This is a genomic window from Burkholderia ambifaria AMMD (assembly GCF_000203915.1).
Classification (GTDB): Bacteria; Pseudomonadota; Gammaproteobacteria; order Burkholderiales; family Burkholderiaceae; genus Burkholderia; species Burkholderia ambifaria.
In genome coordinates this window covers 215,008-239,545 of record NC_008391.1, presented here as the reverse complement: position 1 = coordinate 239,545, position 24,538 = coordinate 215,008, and the positions used below count along the sequence as shown (strand labels likewise).

The following is a 24,538-nucleotide window of genomic DNA, read 5'->3' as shown; positions in this document are numbered from 1 at the left end:
GACCCGATTCCTGTTCGACCTGTCGTCCGCCGCGGCTGCACGCGCGACGGACGCGAGCCACCCTTTTTCCTCGCATCATCGTTTCCCGGAGAATTCCATGAACGCCGCAGTTCCCCAGACCACCCTCGCCCTGCCCACCGCCAAGCTGCTGATCGACGGCGCGTTCGTCGATTCGCAAAGCGCCGAATGGGGCGACATCGTCAACCCCGCGACGCAGGAAGTGATCGGCCGCGTGCCGTACGCGACGCTCGACGAGGTCGACGCCGCGATCGCGTCCGCGCAGCGCGCGTTCCAGACGTGGAAGACCACGCCGATCGGCGCGCGGCTGCGCATCATGCTGAAATTCCAGGACCTGGTGCGCCGCAATCTCGAACGGATCGCGCACACGCTGACGGCCGAGCAAGGCAAGACGCTGCCCGACGCGCAGGGCGACATTTTCCGCGGCCTCGAAGTGGTCGAGCACGCATGCTCGATCGGCACGCTGCAGCAAGGCGAATTCGCGGAAAACGTCGCGGGCGGCGTCGACACCTACACGCTGCGCCAGCCGATCGGCGTGTGCGCGGGCATCACGCCGTTCAACTTTCCCGCAATGATCCCGCTGTGGATGTTCCCGATGGCGATCGTATGCGGCAACACGTTCGTGCTGAAGCCGTCCGAACAGGACCCGCTGTCGACGATGCAGCTCGTCGAACTCGCGATCGAGGCCGGCGTGCCGCAGGGCGTGCTGAACGTCGTGCACGGCGGCAAGACGGTGGTCGACCGTCTCTGCACGCACCGGGACATCAAGGCGATCTCGTTCGTCGGCTCGACGCGCGTCGGCACGCACGTGTACAACCTCGGCAGCCAGCACGGCAAGCGCGTGCAGTCGATGATGGGCGCGAAGAACCACGCGGTCGTGCTGCCCGATGCGCACCGCGAGCAGGCGATCAACGCGCTGGTCGGCGCGGGCTTCGGCGCGGCGGGCCAGCGCTGCATGGCGACCTCGGTCGTCGTGCTGGTCGGCCGCGCGCGCGACTGGCTACCCGATCTGGTCGAAAAGGCGAAGGCGCTGAAGGTGAACGCGGGCGCCGAAGCCGGCACGGACGTCGGGCCGGTCGTGTCGAAGGCGGCGAAGGCGCGCGTCCTGTCGCTGATCGACGCCGGCGTGAAGGAAGGCGCGACGTTGTTGCTCGACGGCCGCGACGTGAAGGTGCCGGGCTACGAGCAGGGCAACTTCGTCGGCCCGACGATCTTCTCGGGCGTGACGACCGACATGTCGATCTATCAGGAGGAAATCTTCGGGCCGGTGGTGGTCGTGCTCGAAGCCGACACGCTCGACGACGCGATCGCGCTCGTCAACGCGAACCCGATGGGCAATGGCGTCGGCCTGTTCACGCAGAGCGGCGCGGCCGCGCGCAAGTTCCAGAGCGAGATCGACGTCGGCCAGGTCGGCATCAACATTCCGATCCCGGTGCCGGTGCCCTACTTCAGCTTCACCGGCTCGCGCGGCTCGAAGCTCGGCGATCTCGGCCCGTACGGCAAGCAGGTCGTGCAGTTCTACACGCAGACGAAGACGGTCACCGCGCGCTGGTTCGACGACGACGCGACGGCCGGTGGCGTGAACACGACCATCGCGCTGCGCTGAGCAGGAGCCCGCACATGGAAATCGCATTCATCGGACTCGGCAACATGGGCGGCCCGATGGCCGCCAACCTGCTCAAGGCCGGCCACGCGCTGACGGTGTTCGACCTCGACGCGCACGGGGTCGACGCCGCGGTGCGCGCGGGCGCGACGGCGGCCGCGTCGCCGCGTGACGCGGCCGCACGCGCGTCGCTGGTCATCACGATGCTGCCGGCCGCGCAGCACGTGCGCGCGGTCTATCTCGGCGACGACGGCGTGCTGGCCGGCGCGCGCGCCGGCGCAACCTTCGTCGACTGCAGCACGATCGACCCGGACACCGTGCGCGCGGTGGCCGACGCCGCCGCGCAGCGCGACTTTCCGCTCGCCGACGCACCGGTGTCGGGCGGCACCGGCGGCGCGCAGGCCGGCACGCTGACCTTCATGGTCGGCGCGCCGGCCGCGCTGTTCGAGCGCATCCGTCCGGTGCTGCTCGACATGGGCAAGAACGTCGTGCACTGCGGCGGCACGGGCACCGGGCAGATCGCGAAGATCTGCAACAACCTGCTGCTCGGGATCTCGATGATGGGCGTGTCCGAAGCGATGGCGCTCGGCGCCGCGCTCGGCATCGATCCGGCCGTGCTGGCCGGCATCATCAACACGTCGACCGGCCGCTGCTGGAGCTCGGATACGTACAACCCGTACCCGGGCGTGAACGACGCGGCGCCCGCCGCGCGCGGCTATGCCGGCGGTTTCGCCGCGAACCTGATGCTGAAGGATCTCGGGCTCGCGACCGAAGCCGCGCGCAGCGCACGGCAGCCGGTGTGGATGGGCGCGCTCGCGCAGCAGCTCTATCAGTCGATGAGCCAGCAGGGGCTCGGCGCGCTCGACTTCTCCGCGTGCGTGAAGCTGTACGAGGCAAAACCCGCGTAACGCGACCGACGGACGTGCGTCGACCCGCGATGCCCGTCAACGGCATCGCGGGTCGTTTCACATTGGGAGCAACGCTGGCGTTGTGGCGCTTACCCGCGCGGGTTCGACGCGGTCTCGAAGGTCGGATGGCACTCGAACGCGAGTTCGGAGCGCGCGTCGACGCGGCGGCCGGCGGTCAGCTGCTCTTGCCGCAGGCTCGCGCGCATGCCGCGCTGCGTGCAGTAGTTGGTCGCTTCGCTGACCGCTTTTTCATGGGCGTCGGCCCACGTCGTCGACACGCCGAGCGTGCGGGTCGTCACGGTGAAGACATTCGGGTTCGACGTCGTGGTCACGTCGGAAGCGGTCGAACACGCGGCGAGCAAGCATGAAGCAGCCGCGATGGTCAACCATCGGAGGGATCGAAAAGGTACGGGAATGGGCATGGGGGGCAAGCGCACGTCGGTTCGACGGCATTGAGCAACATAGCCGACAGTATGCCTGCCCGATCGCCGGAGATCATGCCCTTTTCAGTGAACACATTGTTTCGAATGGTTAAACTATGTGCCGCTGGCGGCAAGTTTTACGGCGCCTGGGGCGCTCGGCGTTGGCCGGTGTGTCGCTTTTCCCGATCGCCGCCCTCGGTTTCGGGCCACGGCGCGCCAAACGCTTTTCCAGCAAACACGCGTCGACGCCAGCATCCGCACGTTGCGCCACCAAGCTGCCGTTTTTTACAAGCACGGCGCCGCCCGCCTCGGCAATCACGCCCGGCATGCAACTGCATCCGCGCGCCGCGCAACCGCCGCACAACAACCGCCGCACCGACGCCACCGCGCTCCAAAACCGTGCAGGCACATCCCTTGCGACATCAAGGCGCCCGCCGCCCCGGCGGACGGCAATCCTTGCTCAATCGGCGCTGCGCCCCGCACGACTCTCTTCGTGCGGCGGCGCCGCATCGCAAGCAGATTCCCTGAACGAGAGGACGATAATGAAATCCATTCGAACGATAGTGGCCCTGTGCTCGGTCATTTCCGTACTCGCGGCATGCGGCGGCGGCGACGACGTCGGCACCGAACTCGGCATCTCCAAACCGCAGGCACGTTTCATCAACGCAGTGCCGGCCGGCCCGAATCTCGACTACTACCTGAACGCGAAAGTCGACGCGTCAGGCATCGCCTACAAGGGCGTGACCCGCTATCACGACATCGACTCCGGCACGCAGACCGCCAGCTACGACGTATCGGGAACGACCAGGACCATCGCGTCGCAGTCGTTCAGCGCGGCGAACGGTCATCACTACACGACCATTGCATTGCCGAGCACGTCGTCGGCGATTTCGGTGATCGACGATCCCTTCGACAAGAAGCTGCTGTCCGACAAGGCGCGCGTGCGTAGCTTCAACGCGTCGCCGAACGCGCAGAACGTCGACGTCTACGTGGTCCCTCCGGGCACCGACATCACGGCACAAAGCCCGACGCTGGCCGGTGCGGCCTACCAGAATGCGGTGCCGGCATCCGGACAGGATTCCGTCTACCTGAACGGCGGCACGTACCAGGTGATCGTCACGACGGCAGGCAGCAAGACGCCGATCCTGAAGACCCCGCCCGTCGCGCTCAACAACAACGCCGACTGGCTGCTGCTGACGATTCCGGCCGGCGGTATTAGCGACGTGATACCCAACGACGTTCACGTGCTCGTTGCGCAAGGCAACGATGCGGACACGTCCGCGCAGGAACTCGGCCCGCAGTAAGGGCATGCGGTAAGCTCACGGCGGACCGCCTCCTGGCGGTCCGCCGAAGCAACGATCGCGACGTCAGCCGATCCGCTCGAAACAGATCACATGTTCGGCCCGCGCGCCGACGCCATGCTGGACCTCCACCTCCACGTCGCCGACATACCGGACGCGCCAACCCGGCCGCGTCCCGATCAGCGGCACATTGCCGCCCGGCCGGCTCTCGATGCCGCCGAGCCCTTCATCGGGCGTCATGACAGCGTCGTCGAGCGACGCATTCGAGTAAATCACGTTGTCGTGCCACTCGGTCGCGCCGGCGGCGGCCTCCTGGCCCTTGCCGTCCACGTCGACCGTGTTGTCCGTCCTCGCCATGTTCGCGTTGTCGAGCGTGACGATCCGGCCGGCGGCGCGCCGCACCGGGTCGCCGCTGTCGACCGCATGGGCATCGACGTCGATCGGCGGCAGGCCGGTCGGCATTTTCGCCGCGACCGTCTCGGGCGTCAGCGGCCGCTTCGCCACTTCCGCAGCCTGGGTCGACGCATCGGGCATGTCGCCGGCCGCCGGCGTCTTCACGGGGCTCTTCGCGATCTGTTCGCGCTGCTTTTCGGGGGTTGAATTCGATTCCGCGTTCTGCATCGCACCTCCTGTTCCGGACGGCGTGCGCCGGCGTGATACGAGCGGCGCCGGTCCGGGAATCACTACAACGGTCCTTGCAAATCTTTCACGCGCAGGGCGTCGCACGCGTGCGCCGTGCGGCGCACGTGCCGAGCCGGCACGTCGCCGCGGCAGGGCCGGACGACGCCCGCTGTCGCGTGTCAGCCGCCGCTCGCGCCCGCCGGCGCGGATGCCGCGCCCGGCATGCTCGCCGCGTCGACGCCGCTGCCGGCCGTGCCGCTGCTCGGCATGCCCGACGGCGCGGTGGACGGCGCCGGCGCCATGCCGCCCGTGGCGCTCGAACTCGCACCGGTGCCGGTGTCGGTCTCGCTCTTCTTCTGACAGCCCGCACCTGCCGCCAGGCCGGCGATCAGGATGCCGGCGAAGACGGCTCGCGATACGTAACGAATGGAATATCGCTGCATGACACCTCCGCTGATGTCGATTGAATGGAAGCGGGGGGCGCGCAATCCGCGTGCCGGGCGCCGGCGCGCCGATACTCGTCCCGCCCCATTCATTTTCCAACTGACGCCCAGCCGAATATTTAATTTCCCATCGTCGCGGCGCCGACCCATACTCGCCAGCAAATCCGACACATAACGCCCACGGTAGCCGGGCCTGCGCTGCGTGCACACGCTGCCGGTTCGCGCCGCCGAACATGGAAGGAGACAACGCGTGCGACTGGAAGCCATCCATCGGCCTGGGATCGATCGGCGCGGAGGCCCGCCGCGTCCGAGACGGATCGTCGGGCACCTTCGTCAAATGACGGGCCGCGGGCGCGCGTAGCGACATGCGGGACGCACCGGAGCCGCACGGCCTGCCCGTCGACGCGCCCGACGCCACGGGCGCGCTCGACGTACTGGACGCGCGGCTGATGCGCATCCTGCTCGTGCTGCTCACCGAGCGCACCGTGTCGCGCGCGGCCGTGCGGCTGAACATGTCGCAGCCGGCGACGAGCGCGGCGCTCAAGCGGCTGCGCACGCTGCTCGGCGATCCGCTGCTGGTGCGCAGCCGCTACGGCATGGTGCCGACCGAGTTCGGCGCGCGGCTGATCGACCCGCTGCGCAATGCGCTGCGCGTGATCGACTTCATCCGCATCCAGCAACCGACCTTCGACGCGCGCACCTCCGTGCGCACCTACCGGATCGGCTGCCCCGATTATCTGAACGTGCTGTTCGTGCCGAAGCTCGTCGCGCTGTTCCGCGCACGCGCGCCGAATGCGCAGCTCGTGTTCCATCCGCTCGGCGACGGCTACGACGACGAACGTGCGCTCGCTGATGGCGAGCTCGACATCGTGATCGACAATCGCCCTGCCCGTTCGTCGCGGTTCCGGCAGGACGATCTGTTCGACGATCGCATCGTGTGCCTGATGCGCGCGACGCATCCGCTCGCGCGGCGCGGCGCGATGACGGCCGCCGAATTCGCGCAGGCGGCGCAGCTGTGCCCGACGCCGTCGTGGCTCGAAGCGTCCGGCGCGATCGATCTGCAGCTCGAACGCGTCGGCCTGCAGCGGCGGATCGTCGTCACGCTTCCGCATTTCGAGCTCGCCGCGCATGCGCTCGTGCGCTCCGATCTGATCCTGACCACCACGTATCGACTCGCGCGCCACTACGCGAAGCTGCTGCCGCTCGGCGCGGTCGCGCTGCCGGCCGAGCCGCCCGACATCGTGTACCGGATGACGTGGAACGAGTCGGGGCCGTGCGTCGACGGCGTGCGGTGGCTGCGCGCGCTGATTGCCGAAGCGACGCACGGCTGGCTCGATGCGGAGGCTGCGCTGCCGGACGTCACGGCGGTGGCCGCGAACGTGGGCGCGGACGCGCGAACGGCTGCGCCGGTGGCCGACGAGCCGCCCGAACCCGCGCGACGCACCCGCCGGCGGCAGGCGACGCATTGCGGCAGCTCGCAGCGGCCGCACCCCGCGCGCGCGGCGCGCATCCATCGCATCGCGACGAAGTCGCACTGAGTCCCGCTGAAATCGCGCGCGCTGCGCAGGGCGCGGTGTCGCCAGCACCACCACCCACCTCACGCGTCACGCATCGGTTGCGCAAGCAACTTGTACGCAACGACGGCGGCAGCAAGCGCAAGCACACCGCTCACCGTCAACGCGTCGGCGAATCCACTCGCGAACGCCGCGGGCGCCGCTTCCGCGAGCGTGCGCGCGGACGACGGCGGCACGTGCGCGAGCGCCTGCGCGAGATCGCCGGCCAGCAGGCTCGACATGAACGGCGCATCGACGAATGCCCGCACGCCCGGTGCGGCCGACAGCAGCCGGTCGAGCTGCGCGTGCGTACTGGCGGCCAGCACCGCGCCGAGCACGCCGACGGCCGTCACGATCGCCGAGAAGCGGGTCGTCGTGCTGATGCCAGACGCCATCCCGGTGCGGTTCGGCGGCACGCACGCCATGATCGCCTTCTGCGTGTCGCCGTTCATGATGCCGGCGCCGCACCCCGTCACGAACATGCCGAGCGCGACGAGCCGGTAGTCGCCGCCGGCCGTCAGCGCGGCGGTCGCGAGATTGCCCGCGCCGATCAGTGCGAGCCCGCCCGCCAGCACGCCGCCGGGCGACACGCGCGCGGCGAGCATGCCACCGAGCGACGGCCCGCCGATCATCGCGACCGCGAACGGCAGCATCCCGAGCCCCGCGTCGATCGCCGACATCCCGAACGCGTTCTGCAGGTACAGCGGCAGAAACGTCATCATCACCTGCGCGCACGCCGCATAGCCGAACATCGCGAGCACCGCGCCGACGAAGCGCGGCTGGCGAAACAGCGCGAGATCGATCATCGGCCGCGCCTGCCAGCGCTCCGCGCCGACGAACGCGGCCAGCAGCGCGGCGGCGAACGCAAACCGGCCGAGCGTCGCGCCCGACAGCCAGCCGTGCGACGGCGCACCGATCAGCGCCGCGATCGCGCACGCGAGCGCCGCGCCGAACAGCAGGCTGCCGGCGGCGTCCACCCGTTTCGCGTGCGGATCGCGCGACTCGTCGATCGCGACGCGAGCGCCGGCCGCGAGCAGCGCACACACCGGCAGATTCAGCAGGAACACCCAGCGCCAGCCGATCCAATGCGTGATCGCGCCGCCAACGAGCGGCGCGACGGCCGTCGCGATCCCCATGCACATCCCCCAGATCGCCCACGCGCGGGCCCGTTCGCGCCCGTCCGGAAAGCGGTTCGCGATGACCGCGAGCGCGGCCGTCAGCAGCAGCGCGGCCCCGCCGCCCTTCACCGCGCGCGCGGCGATCAGCCAGCCGGCCGACGGCGCGAGTCCGCAACCGAGCGACGCAAGCGAAAACAGCGCGAGCCCCGCGCCGAGCATGCGCTTGCGGCCGAAACGGTCGGCGAGCCCGCCGGCCGGCAGCAAGCACGCGGCGAACGCGGTCATGTAGGCGCTCACGACCCATTCGATGTCGGCGAAGCTCGCATGGAAGCCGCGCGCGATGCTCGGCAGCGACACCGCGACGACGTTCGTGTCGAGCACGATCAGCGAGCACGTCGCCGACGCGACCGCGAGCGTCGCGGCGGCCGGCAGGCGCGGGTTCGCGGGCGCGGCGGCGCGCGAGGCGGGGGAAGGCAGGGACATCGACAGCTCCGGAGCAGGAGGAACGAGCCGTATGCTAGGCTCGAGCCGTATTGCCTGTCATTGATACGTCTATGCAGTTTTATTGACGAAAATTGCAATCTTGACGTCCTCACCCGCCTAAAGGCAGGTGATTCCCACACCTGGCGATGCACGTCCGCATCGGAGAATGTTCAGCGCAGCGTTGGTATCACGATCATGCTCGACACCACAATCACTGCAGGCCCATTCTCTTATTCGCAGTCCCGCGATACCTTTCGGCCGCGTCGTGCTGTCTTTCGATCCGCACGACGAACAGGACTGGGTAGAACCGCTTTCGTCCACTTCCTCGAACGTGGCCCCGTGCGCGATCGCTTTGTAACGGAGCTTGTTTCGGAAGGACGACCAGGATGCGTCGTAGACGCTCTTCGCCATCCTGGTTCTGGCGAGTTTTACGGCCGACACGTTGCCGACCGCGATGTAATCGAAACGCCGCACCAGATCGAGCGCGAGCTTATGCTGGAAATCGGCACGGGCATTCGCGACCTTGGCGTGCAACTTCGCGATATGCCGCTTGTGCTTGCGCGCCCGTTGCGCTTTCGCCAGCTTTTCCGCCGCTCGTCGACCGAATCGGTCATTGGGCAGCTTCTCGCCGGTCGAAAGTGTGGCGAAGTCTTTCAGGCCGAGATCGATGCCGACGCCGGAACGGATTGGGCGGGCCTGCACATCGGGCATCTCGATCACGATGTTGAGAAACCAGTTGCCACGCGCATCCTGCGCAAAGTTGCTCCCATCCTTGATCTTGCCTTCGGGAAGTGGGCGGCTGTTGAACACGCGAAAGGTGTTGCCAGCGAAGCGAAACGCATCACCTTCGCGCTTCAGGTCACGCCCCTTCAGCGGCACCCAGCCAAGAGACTTTTTGCCCCGATAGCGCAGGTAGGGCCGACGATGCTGACTGCGCGACTTCGCGTATTGCTCGCACGTCGCGTTGATCGTGCCGGAGTGGATGCCGAGTTCCTTGCTGCTCCCCGTCGTCAGCACGTTCAGATCAAAGCCGGTCGGCCACTTTTTGCTCCACTTGAGCGCGTGCTTCTGCGTGTCATTGCAGAAGTTCCAGACGTAGTTCACCGCACGGCTCTGCTTGTTGAGCAGTCCGTTGAACGACTTCACCCGGTAGCGGTAGACAAGAATCATGCCGGTGATCCTAACCCGTGGAAGAAGCTGCCTGTCAACAGCACGCCTTTCCTTCCCGCCATCCGCCCCGAAGGAAGTCCCATTGGGGGAAATGGCGGGGTTTCTCGGAGCAAATTCTGATGAATCCGCTCGAATTCCGTCATGTGCGCGCGTTCCTGAGCGTCGCGCAGCATCTGCATTTCGCTCGCGCGGCCGACGCGCTCGACATGGCGCCGCCTGCGCTCACGCGGCAGATCCAGGAGGCCGAGCGGCTGCTCGGCGTGCGGCTGTTCCAGCGCTCGCGCCGCGCGGTCACGCTGACGGCGGCAGGCGTTGCGTTTCTCGCGGAGGCGAGCGCCGCGTTCGAGCATCTGCAGCGCGGCCGCGAACTCGCGATGCTGGCCGAGCGCGGCGAACTCGGCCGGATCGAAATCGGCTATGTGTCGTCGGCCGTCTATTCGGGCGCGCTGCAACGCACGGTCGGTGCGTTTCGCGCCGCGCATCCGCGCATCGACCTGAACCTGCGGGAAGTGCCGATGGACGACGTCGCGAAGCAGCTCGACGCGGGCCGGCTCGATCTCGCATACGTGCGCCCGCCGTTGCCGCTGCCGGGCGCGCTGCGGATCGTCACGCTGCAGCGCGACGTGTTCGTCGCGGCCGTGCCGGCCGATTCGCGCTACGCGTCGATGACTGCCGTGCGCGCCGCCGATCTCGCCGACGCACGCTTCGCGGTGCCCGAGCAGGAGCGCGGCACGCTCGAAGTCGCACGCCGCGGCCGCTTCGCGCCCGTGATCGCCGCGCGGCCGGGCGGCTTGCTCGCGGTGCTCGCGTGCGTGTCGGTCAACGGCTGGGTCGCCGTGATTCCGGATGCGCTCGCCGGCTGCGTGTCGTTGCCGGGCGTCGTGTACCGGCCGATCGCCGGCAAGCCGATCACGTCCGAACTCGCGCTCGCGCACCGGCGCTTCGAGAAGGCGCCCGCGGTACGCGCGTTCCTGCGCACCGTCCCCGCGCGAGCCTAGCGCCCGTATCTTCCCCAGCCGCCATTCCACTCTCACGCGAATAAGCATTGCGCGATTCGATGTTTGCCGGCGCGAAACCGATTCCGTAATCTGCCGGGCAGCCGCGCGGCCCGCGCGCGGATCACCGAGGACCGCCATCGATGACTTCGCCCTCCGCCCCTGCCCGCCGCCGCGCGTTGCTGCGTGTGGCCGCCCTCGCCGCCGCACCGCTTGCGGGCGCCGCCGCCCTGCCCGCCCGCGCGGCCGGCCCCGACCTGTCGAACGTCACGCTGGTGCTCGGCGATCAGGCCGGCGGCCTGCGTGCGCTGGCCGAGGCCGCGCGTGTGCTCGACGGCGTGCCGTACCGGTTTCGCTGGGCGAATTTCCAGGGTGCCGCGCCGCTGTTCGAAGCGCAGCGCGCGGGCGCGATCGATCTCGCGCCGGCCGGCGACCTGCCCGTGCTGACGGCCGCGCTCGGCGATCCGGCGCTGCGGATCGTCGCGACGCGCGTGGGCTCACCCACGTCGCTCGGCATCGTCGTGCAGCCCGATTCGCCGGTGCGCACGGTCGCCGACCTGAAGGGGCGCACCGTCGTCGTGTCGTCGGCGCGCGGCAGCATCTCGCAATATCAGCTGTACGGCGCGCTGCGCGAACACGGCCTCGCACCGGGCGATGTTGACGTGCGCTTCGTGCTGCCGGTCGACGCGTTCGCCGCATTCGAGGCGAAGCAGATCGGCATCTGGGCGACCTTCGATCCTTACTACGGCAACGTCGTGCGACGCGGCGCGCGCATCGTTCGCGACGGCAGCGGGATCAATTCGGGGCTCGCGTTCCTCACGTCGCCGGTCGACACGCTCGACGATCGATCGAAGCGCGCGGCGCTATCGGACGTGCTCGCGCGGCTCACGCGTGCCGGCCAGTGGGCGCTCGCGCATCCGGCTGACTACGCGACCGTCTACGCATCGCTCACGCGCCTGCCGCGCGACGCGGCCGCCGATATCGCGCGCCGGGCGGCGCTCGCGCAGCGCGGCGTCACCGCCGCGGACATCGACGTGCTGCAACGCGTCGCCGATCGCGCGGCCGCGGATACGATCCTGCCGAAGCGCGTCGACGTCGCGTCGATCGCGGTACGCAACCTGTCGGCCGCGTAACCGGTTGCGCGCACACTCAGCGCGGCTTCGACATGTCGAGATCGGGCACGTCGTCGCCGAACGTCGACGCGACCAGCGTGCGCATCGCGGCGATCAGCAGCGTCGGCCCCGACTGGTTGAACGTGCAGCGCTCGCCCGCCGCCGGCACCGCGCGATGCAGCACCGCGCGCCATGCGCCGTGCCCGCCGTCGCGTTCGAACGCGCCGAACGGCACACGCTCGACGAGCGGGCCGCCGTCTGCCCATGAAGACGACGGCGCGTACGGCACCGGCGTGCCGTCCGGCTCGCGAATGATCGTGCAGCCACCGGCGTCGACGCGCGGCGCGCCGAGGTCTTCCGCCATCGCCACCCAGAAATCGAGCGGCGCACCTGTCAGATCGTGAACTTGCACCGCGCGCTCCTTCGGCATTGAAAACGCCATCCTAGCGCCGCCGCGTACGCTTCGCCGCCAGGCGCCGCCCGGTGTTTCCCCGGCAAGCCCTTCGCCATGCCATGCAAATCCGCCGATACGTGTTACGAATCGGCGATTCCCTGCATACAATGGACACAACACCTATGTCCGGTCCGCGGTGGACAAGCAGGCCGGAACCGACATCGCGCCGAACCCGGCCACGCCCGTTCGGCGGAAAACAACCGGAATCACACGGTGCAGCGCAGGCCGGATCTCTCGGGAGCCCGCAGCATGTCCACGCAAGCCAGGAAGCCGCTGATCTCGCTCGTCGTGCCGTTTCATGACGAAGAGGAAACGATCGACGCGTTCTTTGCCGAAACGCTGCCCATTCTGGAGTCGGTCGCCGTGGTGCGCTTCGAGATCGTCTGCATCAACGACGGCAGCCGCGATCGCACGCTCGACCGGCTGCTCGCGATCGCCGCCGGCGACGCGCGCGTGCACGTCGTGGATCTCACGCGCCGCTTCGGCAAGGAAGCGGCGCTCACCGCGGGCCTCGACGAGGCGGCCGGCGCCGCGGTGATCCTGATCGACGCCGACCTGCAGGACCCGCCCGCGCTGATTCCCGCGATGATCGAACGCTGGCGCGGCGGCGCCGAGGTCGTCGCCGCGAAACGCACCGACCGGCTGTGCGATCCCTACCTGCAGCGCGCGGCGGCGGCGCTCTACTATCGCGTGCACAACGCGCTGTCCGAGGTGGAGATGCCGGAAAACGTCGGCGATTTCCGCCTGATGGATCGCGAGGTCGTCGACGCGTTGCGCGCGCTGCCTGAGCGGCGGCGGTTCATGAAGGGGCTGTTCGCGTGGGTCGGCTTTCGCACCGAGATCATCGAATACACGCGTGCGCCGCGCAGCGGCGGCCGCTCGAAGTTCTCCGGGTGGCGGCGCTGGAATTTCGCGCTGGAAGGCATCACGAGCTTCAGCACGGTGCCGCTGCGCGTGTGGACCTACGTCGGCATCACGTTCGCGATGCTGTCGCTCGTGTACGGCGCGTTCATCGTCGTGCGCACGCTGTTGTTCGGCAATCCGGTGCACGGCTACCCGTCGCTGATTTCCGTCGTGCTGTTCGTCGGCGGCATCCAGCTGATCGGCATCGGCGTGATCGGCGAATACCTCGGCCGGATCTATCACGAGTCGAAGCAGCGTCCCGTCTATCTCGTCAGACGGCGCTATCGGGCCGAGCGGGACGCCGCCGCGCAGCCCGCATCGAAGCTGCTGCAGTTCCCGCTCAAGCGCACGCACGCGGCCCGCCGCCGGACGACGATACCGGCCGCCGCCGGCCTCGCCGCCCGCAAGGCGTCGTTCAAGTAAGCCGGGCCGCGGCATTGGACATTTCCAGCCAATCGCTACGCTCGGCGCCGCGCGCCGTCGGCGAGTGGCTCACGCCGCGGCGCCTCGTCCTGTACAGCGCAATGATGCTGGTGTTCTACGCGCTGTTCATCGCGGTCTGGACGACCGTCGTTCGGCACGGCGGCGCCGTGGCGCGCCCCGGCGCCGACTTCTCGGTGTTCTGGTCCGCGTCGTACGTGATGCTGCACGGTACGCCTGCGCAGGCTTACGATTTCTCGTCGTTCTCGCGGCTGACGGCCGAGCTGTTCACCCACTTTCGTCGTGACAGCTTCGCGCCGTGGCTGTACCCGCCCACCTATCTGCTGCTCGTGACGCCGCTGGCGCTGCTGCCCTTTGCGCTCGGCTATCCGCTGTTCGTCGCGTTCGGCGTGGTCGTGCTCGGCCTCGCGGCATCGCGCGTATCCGGCCTCGGCTCGATGGCCGCCGCAGGGCGCGCCGCGACGCTCGCACTGGCCGCCGCACCGTGCGTGTTCGTCACCGCGACGCTCGGGCAGAACGCATTCCTGACCGCCTCCTGCGCGGCGCTGGCCGTCCACTGGGCCGCCCGCAGGCCGATGTGGGCCGGCCTCTGCATCGGCCTGCTGTCGGTCAAGCCGCAGATGGCGTTGCTGTTCCCGTTCGTGCTGATCGCGGCGCGCGCGTGGCGCACGATCGCATGGGCCGCGCTCGCCACGGGCACGTTCGTCGCGTTGAGCATCCTGGTCTGCGGGGTCGAGTCGCTGCGCCTGTTCGTCGCCAGCACGGGGCTCGCGCGCTCGATCGTCCTCGAACACGGTGTCGTGTTCTGGCTCGTGTCGCCGACGCCGTTCGCGACGTTCCGCCTCGCGGGCGTCCCGCTCGCCGCCGCCTATGCCGCACACGCGTGTATCGCCGTGATCGCGATCGCAGCCGCCTGCGTCGCGTGGGCACGGTCACGCGATACCCGCGTGCGTGCGGCCGTGCTGACGGTCGCGACGCTCGCGGCCAACCCGTACGTTTGGCACTACGAACTCGCGTGGCTCGCGGTCGCGATCGCGTGCATGCTGGCGATCGGCTGGCGCGACGGTTGGCTGCGTGGCGAACAGACCGCGATCGCGCTGCTGTGGGCGCTGCCGATCGTCGAATACCTGAACCCGTGGCTGGAGTGGCCGCAGATCGGCCCGGCCGTGACCCTCTTCGCGCTGCTCGTGCTGCTGCGGCGCGCGCGGCACGACGTTCACCACGTTCACGACGCTCACAACGCGAGCCGCGGCGGCACGTACACGCCGTAGTACGGCCCGACGCCGGTCGCGACACCCGTGAGCTTCACGCCGGCAACGAAGTGGCCCTGGATGTACTTGTACGTGCCGCCGAGCGACACGTCGATGTGGAACGCGGCGAACGCGACGATCGGCACGGAGGTGCTGCTCGAGGTCTGCGTGACGACCGGCAGCACGACCGTCGCGCCGACCGGCACCGACGTGTAGAGCGTCGCCTTCACGCCGGTGGCGAGATTGATGGTGTCGCCGATATTGAGCGTCGTCGGGTTGCCGGTCACCATCAGCCCGCCCATCGTCGTCGTGTCGGTCGCGGTCGACTGGAACGACGTCCACTGACCGCCCATGCACAGCGCGCCATAGGTCTGGCCGTTGGTGATCGAGAACTCGTACGGCTGGCCCGTCAGCGGATTGATCAGCGGCTGGTTGGTCGCCGCATTCCAGTACTGGTTGTACACGCACTGGTCGATCGCGATCGGAAAGAGGCCGCCCGCCGCCACCCCGCCGGGCGCGGCCAGCACCGCGATCGCGGTCGCGCTGCCGGATGTGCCGGGCACACCGAGCAGCCCGCCGAGCAGCAACGGGATCGAGCCGCCGTTGACGCCCGGCGCGCGCGACACCGTGACCTGCACCGCCGGCACGTCGTACGCGCCGGGCGTGATCGTGGTCGGCTGCATCGACGCCGGGTTGCGCGTCACGTTCCAGTACCCGGTCGTCACCGTGCCCGTCGCCAGCGCCGCGCCCGCCGCCGAATTCCGCGCGATCACGCCGTTCGCCGCCGGCGCGGCCTGCGACCAGTTCAGCGGGCCGCCGGTCGGCGACATCATCGCATCGGCCGCCGCGAGCGCGGCCGCGTCGGCGGCGTTCTGAAGCTGGTTGCGCACGGTGGCGACCCACGCGATGTCGATCGCCAGCGCGCCGAACGACAGCAGCGGAATCAGGAACATCAGGAAGAACAGCGCGACGGAGCCTCGCTCGGACGCGGGGCCGGTGCATCGCGTGTCGGCTGCGTCATTCATAGAGCATCACCGAGCTGGCCGAGATCGTAATCGGGCCGGTAAGCACGCTCAACGCCGTACCCAGCACCAGCCCGGAATACGTGTAGGTCACCGTCACCGTCAGCGCGGTGCCCGCCGTCGTGCCGTTCGCCTGCGTCACGGCCACGGTCGGGACCGTCCCGGTGCCGCCGCTGACCAGGCTGTTCTGCGTGTAGCTCAACGCGACGTTGGCGATCTGCGTCGGGGTCAGCATCGGCACGCGCAGCACGACGCCGGCCCGCGCGGCTTCGCGGCTCGCGTTCGTGATGACGGCCTTGTCGCACAGCAGCAGGCTCACGTCGATGATGCCGATCAGCACCATCAACAGGAACGGCAGCATCAGCGCGAACTCGAGGGATACGACGCCGCGCGCGTGGCGCGCGCCCCTCGCCCCGCGTGTCATTTTGTGGTCCCCGCAGCGGGAGGCACGACGCTCCGCTCGAGCGCCGCGCCCGTCAACGGCCGCGCGGCGGCCGCCGCCGGGCGCGCCGCGAGCTGCGCGCGCACCGCCTGGTAGAAGCGCAGGTTGTCGGCCACCGCCGACGCAGGCAGGTCGGCAGACAACAGCTTTTTCGCCGAATCCGTGTTGCCGAGCACGCCGTACGCGAACGCGAGGTTCTGGCGCGCCTGCCACGGCGCGTCGGGCAAGCCGGCCACGTCGAGCAGCACGTTCACGCCTTCGCGCGGCCGGTTGCTCAGCACGAGCGACAGCCCGAGGTCGATGCGCAGCCCCTGCGCGTCCGGATGCGCGTTGAGCGCGTCGCGATACACGGCTTGCGCGTCGGCATGGCGGCCTTGCAGGTCGAGCACCGTGCCGAGCCCTTGCGCCGCGAGCGGCAGGTTCGGCTGCGCGGCCAGCAGGTCGCGGTAGCGCTGCGCGGCCTCGTCGAGCCGGCGCTGGCGCAACGCGACGCGCGCGAGCCCCAGCTGCGGCCCGAGATCCGCCGGCGCCTGTTGCCGTGCCTGCTCATAGAGAATTCGCGCGCGCTCCAGATCGCCGGCCCGGTAGTTGACGTCGCCGAGGCCCAGCTGCGCCGCGAGCGAATCTGGATGCCGCGCGAGCACCTTTCCGTACAGCGTCGACGCAAGCTCGACGTTGCCGCCGGAGAGCGCGCTGTCGGCAATGCGCAATTCGGCCTGCGGGTCGTCGCTCTTGTGCGACAGCGCTGCTCTCGTCTGGATGCCCGGCGCGCAGCCGCCGGCCAGCACGGGCAGCACGGCCGCGAACGCCAGCGCGCGGATGACGGATCGTGTCATTTGAATACCTCGATCAGGCGGATCGCCGCCGGGCCCGCCGCGATCAGGCCGACCGTCGGCAGGATGAACAGCATCATCGGCACGGTGATCTTCGGCGCGAGCTTCGCGGCCTTTTCCTCGAGCGCGACGACCTGCTCGGTGCGCTCGCTGCGCGACAGCGTGCGCAGTGCCTGCGTGATCGGCGTGCCGAATCGCTGCGATTGCGTGAGCGTCGTGGCGAGCGAGCGCGCCGACGAAAAATTGACGCGCAGCGCGAAATGCGCGAGCGCCTCCGAGACATTGCCGCTCAGCGTCAGCTCGTCCGCGCACACGGTCAGCTCGTCGGCGAGCGGCGGGCAGATGCGCTGGAGTTCGCGGGCGACGCGCCGCACGCCCGATGCGAGACTGTTGCCGGCCATCGTGCAGATCACGAGCAGGTCGAGCGCATCCGGAAAGCACGCGGCGATGGTGCGCCGGCGCCGCCGGATCATCGCGCCGAGCACGTACTCGGGCACGATCACGCCGATCACGAACGCGCCGACCATCGCCACCGCACGGATCACGAAGAATTCGCCGAGCCGCGGAATGTACGGGCTGAACACGATCGCGAAGCCCGCGAACAGCACGCCGCAGCTCAGCTTGATGCCGATCATCGCCGACACCGCGCGGCGCTCGCGAAAGCCGGCGCGCGTGAGCTGCAGCCCGAGCTTCACACGCTGCATCGGGTCGAGCACTGGCAGCCGCTCGCCGAGCTGCGCGAGCCGCCGCGTCAGGTCCTGGCGCACCTCGCCCGGCTGCAGCCGCCCCGCCGCCAGCGACAGCGAGCGCTGTCCGGCCGCCTGCTGCACGCGCGCGGCGATGCGCCGGCGCGTGCCGCCGCCGGGCGTCGCGAGCGCCGCGGCGACGCACGCGATCAACAGCAGCAGTTCGAGGCCGCGGGCGGCCAGCATCGACATCGTCATCGCGCGGTATCCAGTTTCGAGATCTTGTTGATCGTCAGCAGTCCGATCGTCAGCAGCACGGCGGCGATCGTCAGCATCACGTGGCCCGCGTGCGTGTCGAACAGCAGCATCACGTACGAGCGGTTCACGAGGAACAGCGCGCCGATCATCACGAACGGCACGGCCGAAATGATCTTCGTCGTGATCCGCCCTTCGGCGGTCAACGCACGCGTTTTCAGGCGGATGTCGCGGCGCGTGCGGATGATGCTCGACAACTCGTCGAGCGTTTCGCCGAGGCTGCCGCCGGTCTCGCGCTGCAGCAGCAGGTAGACGGTGAAGAACGAGAAGTCCGCGATCATCAGCCGGTCAGACGCCTGCGTCAGCACGTCCTTCAGATCCACGCCCACGCGCAGGCTGTCGCCCATCGTGCGGAAGGTCGAGCGCACCGGCTCCGCCGCGCTGTCGCCGACCGTGCTGATCGCCTGCGTGACCGGAATGCCCGCGCGCACCGCACGCACGATCAGGTCGATCGCGTCGGGGAACGCTTCGAGAAAGCGCAGCCGGAAGCGCTCGACCAGCGCGCGATAGCTGGTGCGCATCGCCAGCAGCGGCAACCCGACGTAGATCAGTGGATGCAGGACGCTCGGCAGCGCGACGAGCTTCATCGCGACGATCGCCGCGATCTCGCCGACGATCGCGCTGGCGATGACGATCCGCATCCCGCGCTCGCCGCCGACCGCGCGCACGCGCGTCACGTAGCGCTGCAGCCACGCACGCACGCGGCCCTGCCGGCGCGGCAGGTTGAACAGCGCGACGCCGGGCGTGGCGTTGGCACCGGCCTCGCGGCCCGCCAGCGACGGCGCGAGGCGCCGCATCCGCTCGCGAATGCGCTGCTCCGGCGCCTGCCGCGCGCGATCGAGCAGCGCGGACAGCATGAGGCCGATCACGAGGATCACGACGAACGCGCCGAGCGCGAACAGGTCGGCGGGCCTCATTGCCGGAATACCTCGGAGAGCGCGTCCTCCATGCCGTAGTACGCGGCACGCGGGGCGAACGCGGGGCGCAGCGACGACGCCTCGAACACCCCTTTCACCACGTCGCGCGTCGTGTCGCTGTCCTGGCGGAACGTGAACAGATCCTGCGTGATCACGACCTCGCCTTCCATCCCGACGATCTCGGTGATCCGCGTCACGCGACGCACGCCGTCGCGCATTCGCTCGATCTGCACGAACAGGTGCACGGCGCTCGCGATCTGGCGCCGGATCGACAGCAGCTGCAGGTTCGCGTTCGCCATCATCACCATGCTTTCGAGCCGGCTGATCGCGTCGCGCGGCGTGTTCGCATGGATCGTCGTCATCGAGCCGTCGTGGCCCGTATTCATCGCCTGCAGCACGTCGAATGCCTCCGCGCCGCGGATTTCGCCGAGGATGATGCGATCGGGCCGCATCCGCAGCGCATTGCGCACGAGGTCGCGCTGCGAGATTCCGCCGAGCCCTTCGGTATTCTCCGGGCGCGTCTCGAGACTCACGACATGCGGCTGCAGCAGTTGCAGCTCGGCCGCATCCTCGATCGTCACGATCCGCTCGTGCTCCTCGATGTGCTGCGACAGCGCGTTCAGCAGCGTCGTCTTGCCCGAGCCGGTACCGCCCGAGATCACGATGTTCAGCCGGCACGCGCAGGCGATCTTCAGCACTTGCAGCATCCCGTGCGAGATGTTGCCCTGGTGCGCCATCCGCGCGAGCGTAATGTCGCGCTTCGCGAACTTGCGGATCGAGATCGACGCGCCGCGCATCGCGATCGGCGGCAGCACCACGTTCACGCGGCTGCCGTCGGCCAGGCGCGCGTCGACCATCGGGCTGCTCTCGTCGACACGGCGCCCGACCGCCGCCGCGATCCGCTGCGCGACGCTCGTCACGTGCGCGTTGTCGCGAAACTTCAGCGACGTGAGTTCAAGCCGCCCCGCGCGCTCGACGTACACCTGGTCGGGGCCGTTCACGAGGATGTCGGACACGGTGTCGTCGGCGAGCAGCGGCTCGATCGGCCCGACGCCGAACATGTCATTCAGGATCGCGTCGACGATCAGCACCTGCTCGCCCGCCGTGATCTTCAGGCGCTCGCGCTCGACGGTGTGCGCGGCCACCTGCTCGATGCCCGCGCGCACTTCGTCGCGCGTCTTCATCAATGCCGCCGACATGTTCATCGACGAGAACACCGCGGTGCGAATCGCATCGAACTTGCCGGAGCGGATCAGCGACTCCTGCGTGTCGGCCGCCGCGGCCCCGCGCAGCGGCGGCGGCGCGTGGCTCGCGATCGGTGCCGGCGCCGGCGCGGGCGCGTCGTCGCGCGGCGCGGCCGGGGCCACTGCCGGTGCAGGCTCCGGCGTCGACCGTTTGCGGGTACCGAACGTCACGATCCTTTCCTCCACTTGACGAAGCGCGCGTACCACGGCTCGGCGACGGCCATCGATTCGCCGGTGATGCCGTTCGCGAGCCGCCGGATCTCGTCCAGGAAGCCATGACGCTTCCCGCCTTCGATCGGCTCGCCGAGGTTCTCGGCGACCGCGAGCGGCTGCGGCTCGTGCGGCAGCTCGCGCAGCTTCACGCCGCCGAACGCATCCTCGAAATCGGTCTGCGCGACGCGCCCCTTGACCGGCTCGAGCGGATTGTTCAGCACCATCGACAGCAGCCGCTCGCCGGGCAGCTCCTTCACGAAGCGCGCGAGCCGCGCGGCTTCGTATGCGGCGTGCACTGAGCGGTCGGCGACGATATAGACGAGATCGGACGCCGCCAGCGCGTCCTCGAACAGTTTGCCGGCACGGTTGCCCACGTCGAACAGCACGTAATGGAAGCGGTCCCTCAGCATGTCGACGAGCTGCGCGATCGCATCGTCGCGCAGCGGCGCGTCCTCGCCGTACGCCAGCTCGGCCGACAGCACGTGCAGGCGGTCGCCCTTCGTGACGAACATGCGATCGAACAACGCATCGTCGGGGCGCTGCTCCATGTTCAGCAATTCGATCAGCCCGTTGTTGCTCGACAGCCCGAGCATCGAGTTCGCGCCGCCGCCATGAAGGTTCAGATCGGCATACGCGACACGGCGGCGCTTCTCGCCCGCCAGACAGCGCGCGAGACTCACCGCGACCGTCGTCGCGCCGACGCCGCCGCGGGCGCCGACGAAGCTGACGATCTTGCCGGTGCGCGCCTGCACGATCGATTCCGTCGCGGTCAGCGCGCGCCGCATCAGCTCGACGGTCAGCGGCTTCACGATGTAGTCCTGCACGCCGATGCCGAGCAGGTTGCGGAACAGCCCGACGTCGTTCTGCGTGCCGATCGCGATGACCCGCACGGACGGATCGCACATCTCGGCGAGCCGCATCAGGTCGGACACCGGCAGCACCGAATCCGACACGTCGACGATCAGCTGGCGCGGCGAACGCTCGTGCTGCTGCAGCAGGCGGATCGCGTCGTCGCAGTTGCCCGCCTGCACGTGGGCGCGCGTGATCGACAGATCCTGCGCGACGCGGCGGATCACGTCTTCGCTGCCCGCGTCCGACACGACCGCGATGAGATCCGCCGCCCCGGCGGAGGCGGCGCGCTTGGCGTTCTGGCGATCGAGGACGTTCATGGTCGGCATCGCGATGTCATCCGGAGCGGGTCAATGGCCGGGCGAGCCGGTCGTCGTCAGCGTCTTGCCGGGGGTCGGCTGCTTCACGCGATCCTCCACGTAGCGGCGCACCGCGTCGGCCGCGACTTGCGCGTCCGCGCCGCCGTACGGGATGGGCGCGACGAGGTCTTCCGGCCGCGCGAGCATCGTCGCGAGATTCGTGTAGGTCGCGCAGCCGAACGGCACGCCGGGCCGCCCGAAGCCCGCGTCGACGAGATGCGACGGCTGCATCAGCGCCGCGCAGTCGGGCGGCACCGCGCGCACGCCGTCGAAGCCGATCGCGCGTGCATCCGGCAGGTTGATCGGCGGCGGCGCCGACAGGCAGCCTGCAAGCGCGGGCGCCAGCAGAGCGAAGACGATGGTTCGAACCCGCATGCGCGCTCCTCCGGTCAATACACGAAGCCCGCGGCGCCGACGGGGCGCGGCGTTTCGCCCGACATCAGATCGAGCCCGAGATTGCGCTGCACCGCGAACTCGAGATCGCTGCTCGGCCGGGCGACGGTGTCGAGCGCCTGTTCGAGCTGGCCGGGGCCGGTCGGCTGCACGATGTACGGCGTCACGATCACGACGACCTCGGTCTTGTTGTCCTGGAAGTTCTTCGACGAAAACAGCCGGCCGATGATCGGCAGCCGGCCGAGCCCCGGAATCTGCGACACGGTATTGGCCGTCTGGCTCTGCAGCAGCCCGCCGATCGCGAAGCTCTGCCCGCTGGACAGTTCGACCGTCGTCTCGACGCGCCGCACGGTGAGCCCCGGCACCGTCACGCCGCCGGTCGTCACGCTGTTGTTCGCGTCGACCTCGCTCACTTCCGGACGCACCTTCAGGCTGATCCGGTTGTCGGCGAGCACGGTCGGCGTGAAATCGAGCGACACGCCGAACGGCTTGAACTCGACCGTGATCGCGCCGGTCGTGTTGCCGGCCTGCGCGACCGGAATCGGAATCTCGCCACCCGCGAGGAAGCTCGCGGTCTGGCCGGACATCGCGGTGAGGTTCGGCTCCGCGAGCATCGTGATCAGCCCTTCCTGGTCGAGCGCGTCGAGCACGACGTCGATCGACCAGCGCCCTGTGTGGAAGCCGCCGAGCACCGAGTACGCGCCGGTCGGCGACAGGTTGAACAGCCTGTTCGTCGGATCCATCAGCGTGCGCCCGTTGAACAGCCCGCCGATGAAGTTGCCGGCCGCGCCGAGCGAGCTCCAGTTGATGCCGAGCTGCTGCGTGACGTTGCGGCTCACTTCGGTCACGCGCACGCGCAGGTTCACCTGGATCGGGCGCGACAGGGTGAGCCGGTTGACGATCCTTTCCTTGTCGTTCAGGTAGGGCGCGAGCGACTGCATCACGGCGTCCGCGTCGGCCGCGCTCGGCACCTTGCCCGACACCATCAGCGAGCCCGGCGCGCCGGACACCGACAGCTTCAATTGCGGAAAGCGGCTGTCGAGCACCGCCTGCAGCGATACGGTGTCGACCTGCACGATCACCGTCTTGCGCAGGATCGGACGATGGTTCGCGCCGAGCGCGATCAGCGTGGTGGTGCCGGCCTTCTTGCCGAACACGAACACGGTGCGCGGCGACGGCACCTGGATGTCGGCGATGCTCGGATCCGCGACGAACATCGCGGTCGCTGGTTCGGACAGCGACAGCATCTCGCCCTTGCCGGTCGCGATCGACAACGTCGCGCCGGCTTCGACCGCGTGCGCGCGCTGCGCGAGCGCGACGCCCGGCGCGACGATGCAGGCCAGACACCAGAAAGCGATCCAACGAACCATGCGCACCATGCGTTTTCCCGTCAGTTGCCGGCCGCCGGGCGGCCGGCCCGATTCTTCACTGCATCACTGCACCGTCGTGGTCCGCGGCGCTTGCGTCGCCGCGTCCGCCGTCGCATTGCCGCCCACGGGTGCGGCCGGCGCAACCGGTGCAACAGGCGTGCCCGGCCAACCGGCCGGCAGCGGCGGCACGCCCGGCGTGCCGGTGCCGCCGGCGCGCGATCCATCGTCGACCGACGAGCCGCGATAGATCACGACCGTGTTGCCTTGCGACGGGCGCGTGCCAGTATCCGTGCGCGCAGCCGGCGCACGCGCCGCTTCGCGGGCCGCGCGCGATACGTCGCCGGCCCATACCGGCGGCGTATCGGGCTCCTGTTCGTCGCCGCCGGCCGCCTGGCGGCGGTCGCTCGTCGCGAAGCTGCGCAGCGCGAGCGACAGCGAACCGAGGCGCGTCGCGACCAGCACGACCTGCGCGGTGCGCGGCGCGACCTCGAGCGTGACCGTGCGCGCGCGGACCGGCGCGTCCGGCGCGCTCGCCGGCCCCTTCGCGCGCTGGAATTCCGAGCCGACCGCGAGCACGCGCGCGCGCCGCACGACCGTCTCCGCTTCGAACGTGCCGGGCGTCGTCGCGGAGCCGCCGATCTGCTGCGTGAGCACCACGTCGACGAAGTCGCCCGGCTGGATCAGCCCCGCGTTGCCCGACACGTCGTCGACCGGCACCGAGATCGCGCGCATGCCGGGCTGCAGCGCGGCGGCGAGAAAATCCGGCGCGCCCGCCGAAATCACGTTGTCCGCGCGGATCGGCGCGCCCGCTTCGACGCGGCTGCGCAGCAGCGCGCCCTTCAGGTCCGCGCCCGGTTGCGATTCGACGAACGCGCCGGCCGGCACCTGCGCGCGCGCCATGGGCTTCCACGCGAGATCGTTGTCGCGCAGCAGCAGCCCTTCAGGAAGGTCCGCCGCGGCGACCCGCACGCGTACGTCGGCCGTGTTACCGGGCGGCGGCGGTGTCGACGCGGAAACATACAGTTGGCGCAGGATGAACGCACCGATGCCGGCAGCGATGATCAGCACGGCCATTCTCAGGGGTTTGGGCATGGCGGCGC

Annotated in this window: 24 protein-coding genes; 8 read left to right on the top strand and 16 right to left on the bottom strand. The window is 69.4% G+C overall.

Going from position 1 to position 24,538, the window contains the following annotated elements; all coding sequences use genetic code 11:
• Positions 1-97: 97 nt before the first annotated feature.
• Both BAMB_RS17350 and mmsB read left to right on the top strand, forming a co-directional pair.
• Entirely contained in the window at positions 98-1,624 is a 1,527-nt protein-coding gene (locus tag BAMB_RS17350; protein ID WP_011658468.1) for a CoA-acylating methylmalonate-semialdehyde dehydrogenase, read from the top strand.
• A 14-nt stretch (positions 1,625-1,638) separates the two neighbouring features.
• Positions 1,639-2,529 carry a 3-hydroxyisobutyrate dehydrogenase gene (gene mmsB / locus BAMB_RS17345; RefSeq protein WP_011658467.1) on the top strand — a complete coding sequence of 297 codons (891 nt, stop codon included), beginning with the start codon at positions 1,639-1,641 and terminating at the stop codon, positions 2,527-2,529.
• An 89-nt stretch (positions 2,530-2,618) separates the two neighbouring features.
• Here mmsB and BAMB_RS17340 read toward each other — a convergent pair whose 3' ends face one another.
• A complete protein-coding gene (locus BAMB_RS17340) occupies positions 2,619-2,951 on the bottom strand; it encodes a hypothetical protein (protein WP_011658466.1) in 333 nt (110 codons plus the stop codon).
• 542 nt (positions 2,952-3,493) lie between these two features.
• Here BAMB_RS17340 and BAMB_RS17335 point away from each other — a divergent pair.
• On the top strand, positions 3,494-4,255 hold the full coding sequence (locus BAMB_RS17335; protein ID WP_011658465.1) for a DUF4397 domain-containing protein: 762 nt from the start codon (positions 3,494-3,496) through the stop codon (positions 4,253-4,255).
• Between the two features lie 63 nt (positions 4,256-4,318).
• Here the strand turns inward: BAMB_RS17335 and BAMB_RS17330 are convergent, their stop codons facing one another.
• Together BAMB_RS17330 and BAMB_RS33975 are read right to left on the bottom strand one after the other, a co-directional pair.
• Complete coding sequence (locus BAMB_RS17330; protein ID WP_041491428.1) at positions 4,319-4,873, bottom strand: DUF3005 domain-containing protein; 555 nt, start codon at positions 4,871-4,873, stop codon at positions 4,319-4,321.
• Positions 4,874-5,052: 179 nt separating this feature from the next.
• Positions 5,053-5,316 (bottom strand): hypothetical protein, encoded by a 264-nt coding sequence (locus BAMB_RS33975; protein WP_082089639.1) that lies wholly within the window; start codon positions 5,314-5,316, stop codon positions 5,053-5,055.
• A 365-nt stretch (positions 5,317-5,681) separates the two neighbouring features.
• Here BAMB_RS33975 and BAMB_RS17320 point away from each other — a divergent pair, with 365 nt between their 5' ends.
• Positions 5,682-6,854 (top strand): LysR family transcriptional regulator, encoded by a 1,173-nt coding sequence (locus BAMB_RS17320; protein WP_011658463.1) that lies wholly within the window; start codon positions 5,682-5,684, stop codon positions 6,852-6,854.
• A 59-nt stretch (positions 6,855-6,913) separates the two neighbouring features.
• Here BAMB_RS17320 and BAMB_RS17315 read toward each other — a convergent pair whose 3' ends face one another.
• A complete protein-coding gene (locus BAMB_RS17315; RefSeq protein WP_011658462.1) occupies positions 6,914-8,470 on the bottom strand; it encodes an MFS transporter in 1,557 nt (518 codons plus the stop codon).
• 117 nt (positions 8,471-8,587) lie between these two features.
• Entirely contained in the window at positions 8,588-9,640 is a 1,053-nt protein-coding gene (locus tag BAMB_RS17310; protein ID WP_011658461.1) for an RNA-guided endonuclease InsQ/TnpB family protein, read from the bottom strand.
• Positions 9,641-9,759: 119 nt separating this feature from the next.
• On the opposite strand from BAMB_RS17310, the gene BAMB_RS17305 reads away from it, so the two are divergent.
• Together BAMB_RS17305 and BAMB_RS17300 are read left to right on the top strand one after the other, a co-directional pair.
• Positions 9,760-10,638: a LysR family transcriptional regulator gene (locus BAMB_RS17305; protein WP_011658460.1), complete on the top strand. Its 879-nt coding sequence runs from the start codon at positions 9,760-9,762 to the stop codon at positions 10,636-10,638.
• A gap of 140 nt (positions 10,639-10,778) precedes the next feature.
• A complete protein-coding gene (locus tag BAMB_RS17300; protein WP_011658459.1) occupies positions 10,779-11,768 on the top strand; it encodes an ABC transporter substrate-binding protein in 990 nt (329 codons plus the stop codon).
• 16 nt (positions 11,769-11,784) lie between these two features.
• On the opposite strand, the gene BAMB_RS17295 is transcribed toward BAMB_RS17300, so the two are convergent.
• Positions 11,785-12,159 (bottom strand): phage protein NinX family protein, encoded by a 375-nt coding sequence (locus BAMB_RS17295; RefSeq protein WP_041491631.1) that lies wholly within the window; start codon positions 12,157-12,159, stop codon positions 11,785-11,787.
• A gap of 291 nt (positions 12,160-12,450) precedes the next feature.
• Here BAMB_RS17295 and BAMB_RS17290 point away from each other — a divergent pair, with 291 nt between their 5' ends.
• Both BAMB_RS17290 and BAMB_RS17285 read left to right on the top strand, forming a co-directional pair.
• Positions 12,451-13,527, top strand: a complete 1,077-nt coding sequence (locus tag BAMB_RS17290) for a glycosyltransferase family 2 protein (RefSeq protein WP_011658457.1) — start codon at positions 12,451-12,453, stop codon at positions 13,525-13,527.
• A gap of 14 nt (positions 13,528-13,541) precedes the next feature.
• Positions 13,542-14,816: a glycosyltransferase family 87 protein gene (locus BAMB_RS17285; RefSeq protein WP_011658456.1), complete on the top strand. Its 1,275-nt coding sequence runs from the start codon at positions 13,542-13,544 to the stop codon at positions 14,814-14,816.
• Here the strand turns inward: BAMB_RS17285 and BAMB_RS17280 are convergent.
• Genes BAMB_RS17280 through cpaB form a run of 10 tightly spaced genes read right to left on the bottom strand, consistent with a single transcriptional unit; the run spans position 14,780 to position 24,530 of the window.
• A complete protein-coding gene (locus BAMB_RS17280; protein WP_011658455.1) occupies positions 14,780-15,820 on the bottom strand; it encodes a TadG family pilus assembly protein in 1,041 nt (346 codons plus the stop codon). The two genes, BAMB_RS17285 and BAMB_RS17280, sit on opposite strands and share 37 nt — an antisense overlap.
• Positions 15,813-16,241, bottom strand: coding sequence for a TadE/TadG family type IV pilus assembly protein (locus tag BAMB_RS17275; protein WP_006755604.1), 429 nt, complete (start codon positions 16,239-16,241; stop codon positions 15,813-15,815). Before BAMB_RS17275 ends, BAMB_RS17280 begins: the two co-directional genes overlap by 8 nt.
• Positions 16,238-17,095, bottom strand: a complete 858-nt coding sequence (locus BAMB_RS17270; RefSeq protein WP_011658454.1) for a tetratricopeptide repeat protein — start codon at positions 17,093-17,095, stop codon at positions 16,238-16,240. Before BAMB_RS17270 ends, BAMB_RS17275 begins: the two co-directional genes overlap by 4 nt.
• Entirely contained in the window at positions 17,092-18,036 is a 945-nt protein-coding gene (locus BAMB_RS17265; protein ID WP_011658453.1) for a type II secretion system F family protein, read from the bottom strand. Before BAMB_RS17265 ends, BAMB_RS17270 begins: the two co-directional genes overlap by 4 nt.
• Entirely contained in the window at positions 18,033-19,010 is a 978-nt protein-coding gene (locus BAMB_RS17260) for a type II secretion system F family protein (protein WP_011658452.1), read from the bottom strand. The genes BAMB_RS17265 and BAMB_RS17260 overlap by 4 nt, the downstream gene beginning before the upstream one ends.
• Positions 19,007-20,425, bottom strand: a complete 1,419-nt coding sequence (locus BAMB_RS17255; protein ID WP_011658451.1) for a TadA family conjugal transfer-associated ATPase — start codon at positions 20,423-20,425, stop codon at positions 19,007-19,009. The genes BAMB_RS17260 and BAMB_RS17255 overlap by 4 nt, the downstream gene beginning before the upstream one ends.
• Positions 20,422-21,645, bottom strand: a complete 1,224-nt coding sequence (locus BAMB_RS17250) for a CpaE/TadZ family protein (RefSeq protein WP_011658450.1) — start codon at positions 21,643-21,645, stop codon at positions 20,422-20,424. The genes BAMB_RS17255 and BAMB_RS17250 overlap by 4 nt, the downstream gene beginning before the upstream one ends.
• A gap of 21 nt (positions 21,646-21,666) precedes the next feature.
• Positions 21,667-22,050 carry a CpaD family pilus assembly lipoprotein gene (locus tag BAMB_RS17245; protein WP_011658449.1) on the bottom strand — a complete coding sequence of 128 codons (384 nt, stop codon included), beginning with the start codon at positions 22,048-22,050 and terminating at the stop codon, positions 21,667-21,669.
• A 14-nt stretch (positions 22,051-22,064) separates the two neighbouring features.
• Positions 22,065-23,447 (bottom strand): type II and III secretion system protein family protein, encoded by a 1,383-nt coding sequence (locus BAMB_RS17240; protein WP_011658448.1) that lies wholly within the window; start codon positions 23,445-23,447, stop codon positions 22,065-22,067.
• Positions 23,448-23,501: 54 nt separating this feature from the next.
• Complete coding sequence (cpaB, locus tag BAMB_RS17235; protein WP_011658447.1) at positions 23,502-24,530, bottom strand: Flp pilus assembly protein CpaB; 1,029 nt, start codon at positions 24,528-24,530, stop codon at positions 23,502-23,504.
• Positions 24,531-24,538 lie beyond the last annotated feature (8 nt).